This is a genomic window from Stutzerimonas stutzeri (assembly GCF_000935215.1).
Classification (GTDB): Bacteria; Pseudomonadota; Gammaproteobacteria; order Pseudomonadales; family Pseudomonadaceae; genus Stutzerimonas.
Window position 1 is genome coordinate 1 of sequence record NZ_JXXD01000130.1, and the last position, 4,193, is coordinate 4,193.

The window sequence follows — 4,193 nt, forward strand, 5'->3', positions numbered from 1 at the left end:
GGCTTCAATTCAATAACCGTGTTGCGCTCAGCTCCTGCAACCGCCATGTTTATACCTGCTCAATTTTTGCAGGCTCGAATGTGAAATCCCCCGACGTTCCTGGCTTCATCCATTGCATTCTGCTCAAGACGAATGCGGATGAACTTTCAAAACCGCTCTGACCTCCCATCTTCAACGCGTCGGATGAAGTGTCACCCGCACGCCTCCTTTTTTACCTTGATGAGAGGACTGAGTGACCACCATGAGTAATCAACTGGCAGGCAAAAAAGTACTATTCATCACCTCGAATACGGGTATCGAGCGCGATGAGCTGGTGAAACCGCTTGAAACGCTTAAGGCGCATGGCGCCCTGGTCGCCCATGGCTCAAGTGACGGCGGCACTACCCAGACGTTCGTTCAGGACACTGAGAAAGATCGCACTGTCGAGTCTCAGGTTGCGCTGGCTGGGCTCGACGCTTCGGACTTTGATGCGCTTGTGATTCCAGGCGGAACGGTCAACGCCGACACGCTTCGACTGGATGAAAATGCCCAGCGCCTGGCCAAGGAGTTCGCCGAATCAGGCAAAGTAATCGCTGCGATTTGCCATGGGCCGTGGTTGCTAATCAACGCTGGGGTCATAGCTGGCAAGACCCTCACGTCTTACCCCAGCGTCAGGCTCGATCTGGAAAATGCCGGTGCTGCTGGTTGGATAGATGTTGAAGTAAAGCAATGCCAAGCCAATGGATGGACTTTGATCACTTCGCGTAACCCCAACGACATCCCCGTGTTCAACGACGCTATCGTAGCGGCGTTGAAGTAGGGAGGCGCTGATAAGCCATACTCCAGCCGCGAGTCACAGGCCGGGTTCTGCCCGAAGCCTGGGCTCAAGGCATTTGGCACATGCTGTCAGTCGTCAGAGGCTTTTTTCGGCCCAGAGTGTGTAAAAACGCACCGGCAAAGCCTTGCTATGTCCGAGAATCTCAGCGCAAGGGACGCCCATGAAACGGTTTATCCAGGGTGAACACCGAGGTCAAAGCACCTTACTTCCCGAAAGCCTCGACGACTACGTCAGTGATACCATCCGGTACGTGTGGTCGATGTCTTCGTCGACGAGCTCGACCTAGGCACGCTAGGTTTTGATGGCGTCATTCCAGCTGAAACCGGAAGACCGGCTTACCACCCTGCGATCCTGCTGAAGATCTATATCTACGGCTATCTAAACCGCATTCAATCGAGCCGGCGTCTTGAGCGAGAAGCTCAGCGCAACGTCGAACTCATGTCGTTAACCGGGCGATTGATGCCCGACTTCAAGACCATCGCCAACTTCCGAAAAGACAACAGCAAAGCCATTCGCGGCGCCTGCCGCCAGTTCGTTTTGCTCTGCCAGCAGCTGGGACTTTTTAGCGAAAACCTAGTTGCCATCGACGGCAGTAAATTCAAGGCGGTGAACAACCGCGACCGGAATTTCACCAGCGCCGAACTGAAGCGGCGCATGGAAGAAATAGAGACGAGCATCAGCCGTTACTTGGCATCGCTCGATGCGGCTGATCGACAGAATCCTATCGCCTCCGCGCCAGACACTGCCAGCCTGGAAGACAAAATCGCCAAGCTCAAAGCGCAGATGAAAGAGCTTCAGGGGATCGAAACTCAGCTCAACGATTCCCCTGACAAACAGGTTTCGCTGACCGACCCAGATGCCCGTTCGATGATGACGCGCGGCAGCGGAGTTCAAAGTGCCAGAGTTGCGCGCTGAAAACCCAGTGCACGCTAAGCACAAATCGTCGCGTAAGGCGCTGGGAAAATGAGGCTGTGCTGGAGGAAATGCAGCGCCGGTTAAACCAAGCACCAGAGATGATGAAGGTTCGAAAACGGACTGTTGAGCATCCCTTCGGGACGCTCAAGCAGTGGATGGGCGCAACGCACTTCCTGACCCGAAAGCTGAACGGGGTGAGTGCAGAAATGAGCTTGAATGTGCTTGCCTATAATTTGAAGCGGGTGATGAAAATCATGGGTACCGAAGGCTTATTGAAGGCGATGACGGCGTAAAAGCCCCGGTTTTTACTGTCCCAAGAGGTACCACAGTGCTTTATAAGCGCTCTGACGCGCCACCGGCGCTGATCGTGGCAAATGCTCGGGAAATCACTACGCCCAGGCGCAGTGGGCTGGGGCATACAAGATGTGAAAGTGTTTTTACACACTCTGGGCCAAAAGCGGACGATTGCTGGCAGGTATTCAAGCTATGTCCCCAGGCCCTGGGGAAATAGCTTGGGGTTTGAGAAAGCCTGCTTAAGGTGGTCGTACACCAATCGCACCCGCTTCGATACAGGACCCTGCTGCGGGCGGTATATGAACAGATCCCATGGCGCTGGAGCGAGATCAGCCAAAACAGCAACCAGCTTTCCTGACCGCAGATGAGGCTCAGCCAGATAGGCAGGAATTTGGCCAAAACACATGCCTGCCAGGGTGGCTTCCAATTCCGTATCTGGATCATCACAGATAAGAGCTGGCTGCCTGGGCGTGAACGTTTGCCCGTCGGCAAATAGCCAAGGCCAAGGGCGGCCATTTTTCCGGTCGATCAGGACTGAAAGTGGCAGCTTAGCTAAGGCATCCAAAGATTTAGGTGGTGTCTTTTGGCCTATGAGAGACGGGCACGCGACAACGTAAAACGGCACGGGAGCTAAGGCACGTGCAACGTAGCGCCGGTCGCGAATAACCCCCACCCTGATACCAATATCGATATGCGCCTCAACAGCATCAGTCATCTGATCTTCCAAGCGGAGATCGAATTGCAGGTCAGGATGTGCAGCGGCCAGGGGCTGAAGAAACGGTATCAGGAAGCGCCTGCCAATAGCATGTGGAGCCGTGATTCCCACCCTCCCTGACAGCTCAGGTTCCATCCTGTGCGACCGGAATAGCGTGTCGAAATGCTCCAGAGCTGATCTGGCATCTTTGGCGTAATCCTGACCGAAAGCAGTGATGCTCACCTGGCGGGTATTACGGTGAAACAGCGATTCGCCAAGCTCCGTTTCCAGGGCTTGAATGGCTCGGGTAACCCCTTGCGGGGAGATACCTAATCGGGTTGCCGCTTCGCGGAAGCTACCTGCCTCTGCTGCTGTGCAAAAAATCCTGACCATCTCCATGCGGTTAAGCATGTTGCCCCTCTCATTTATTCCATTTTCAGGAATAGCATAATCTAATCATTTCCATTTATTGAGATCAATCATGGGTCTAAAGTTTGCGCACTGCCAGGTTAACCAGCCATGGCGAAGTACAAACCCGCCGATGAGGTTCTCAGCATGAGCAATAACATTTCTGGAAAAGTTGTCGTTATCACCGGTGCCAGTAGCGGCCTGGGTGAGGTTACTGCGCGCCACCTTGCTGCGCTTGGTGCTCGCGTAGTGCTGGCTGCACGTCGCAAAGATAAACTCGACGCACTGGTGGCTGAGCTGACCAATGCAGGTGGTCAGGCAATCGCGTATCAGACCGATGTTACCTCTCAGGAAGAGGTCAAAACGCTCATTCAAGGTGCCGTGGACACCTACGGTCGCATTGATGTACTGGTCAACAATGCCGGACTGATGGCGATTGCACCGCTCAGCGATGCTCGCACTGACGAGTGGGATCGCATGATCGATATCAACATCAAGGGTCTGCTGTACGGAGTCGCGGCTGCATTGCCAGTCTTCCAGAAACAAAACAGTGGTCACTTCATCAACATCGCATCGGTTGCAGGCCTGAAGGTGTTCAGCCCAGGTGGCACCGTGTACAGCGGCACCAAGTTTGCTGTGCGGGCTATCTCCGAAGGACTGCGTCACGAAGTCGGTGGCAGCATCCGCACCACGACTATCGAACCGGGCGCCGTGGACTCCGAACTGAAATTCGGCAGCACCCACCAACAGAGCCGCGATTTCGTGGTGGACTTCTACAAGCATGCAATTCCCGCCGAATCGGTCGCTCGAGCTATCGCCTTCGCAATTGAGCAGCCTGCTGACGTGGATATTAACGAGATCGTTCTGCGCCCAACCGTGCAGGAGTTCTAATGAGTTGAGGGCCTGTCTCTTCGGCGTCAGGCTCCGCTTATCTGGAGTAAAAAGCTGTGAGCAACGTAACTGAATCGCTGTCGGGTGGTGGGCTGATGAAGGCCTTGCGCCTAGATAGCTAGGGAAACTCTTATATGGACGCCTCCCGGAGCTCAATAGGTAGCCATGCTGGCG

General features: G+C 54.5%; 3 protein-coding genes and 1 pseudogene. 3 read left to right on the forward strand and 1 reads right to left on the reverse strand.

What is annotated here, in order from left to right; genetic code table 11:
• The first annotated feature begins 241 nt into the window (after positions 1-241).
• Positions 242-799, forward strand: coding sequence for a type 1 glutamine amidotransferase domain-containing protein (locus LO50_RS13975; protein WP_044315387.1), 558 nt, complete (start codon positions 242-244; stop codon positions 797-799).
• 178 nt (positions 800-977) lie between these two features.
• Positions 978-2,025: pseudogene (locus tag LO50_RS13980) on the forward strand (transposase).
• A 191-nt stretch (positions 2,026-2,216) separates the two neighbouring features.
• On the opposite strand, the gene LO50_RS13985 reads toward LO50_RS13980, so the two are convergent.
• The gene (locus LO50_RS13985) at positions 2,217-3,131 is read right to left on the reverse strand and encodes a LysR family transcriptional regulator (RefSeq protein WP_044315388.1); all 915 of its coding nucleotides are present in this window, start codon (positions 3,129-3,131) and stop codon (positions 2,217-2,219) included.
• Between the two features lie 144 nt (positions 3,132-3,275).
• Here LO50_RS13985 and LO50_RS13990 point away from each other — a divergent pair, with 144 nt between their 5' ends.
• A complete protein-coding gene (locus LO50_RS13990) occupies positions 3,276-4,019 on the forward strand; it encodes an SDR family oxidoreductase (protein ID WP_031310677.1) in 744 nt (247 codons plus the stop codon).
• Positions 4,020-4,193 lie beyond the last annotated feature (174 nt).